Genomic DNA, 754 nt, shown 5'->3' on the forward strand with positions numbered 1-754 from the left:
AGTGGGCTCGCCGCCGAGCTGCGGTCAGCGATCAACGACCTCATGGGGGTCGAGCGGGTCGTCGTGTTCATCGACGAGGTCGACGAGATCGCCCAGTCGCGCGAGACCCGACCGGAGAACCAGTCCGTCGTCAACGAACTGCTCAAGGCGATCCCGCAGTTCCGCGGGGTGCAGGGCCGGCTGCTGATCTGCGCGACCAACGCGGTCTCGGCGCTGGATCCCGCGTTCATCCGGCCCGGCCGGTTCGATCTCGTCCTCCCCGTCGGACCGCCGGACGCCAAGGGGCGCCGGGTGCTGCTCGATGGGCTGCTGGACCGGGTCGCGAACAAGGAGGACATCGATCTGGACGCCGTCGTCGCGGCCACCGACCTGTTCACGCCGGCCGATCTCTCGGCGGTCGTGCAGCGCTCCGCTGCCGCAGCCTTCCACCGAGCCGCCGACGGGGTGAAGGTCGGCACCGGGGCGGGAGCGGAAAGCGGCGGGGGCGGCCACGGCCCGGCGGTGACCCCGTTGAGCACACAGGACCTGCTGGACGCCGCCCGGCTGGCCCGGCCGACGATCAGTCTTACCGAGCTGGACCGCTTCCGTCGTGACGCGGAGGCCTTCACCCGGATCTGACCTGCCCCGCCCCTGCAGGGACGACCCGCACCCGGATCCGCCTCGCACCCGGATCCGGGTGTTGATAACTTTTGATTTTTCGTAAGTGTTCGGTGATGTCGTGGGAGGGCTCGCCGAATGCCCGGCCGGCGTTGCC

Annotated in this window: 1 protein-coding gene; it reads left to right on the forward strand. The window is 70.2% G+C overall.

What is annotated here, in order from left to right:
- Positions 1-618: AAA family ATPase (locus AC08ON_RS13815; protein ID WP_476617110.1), on the forward strand; the 618-nt coding region annotated here is incomplete at its 5' end.
- Between the last annotated feature and the right edge of the window lie 136 nt (positions 619-754).

It is taken from the genome of Frankia sp. CoWAU3, from assembly GCF_977971855.1.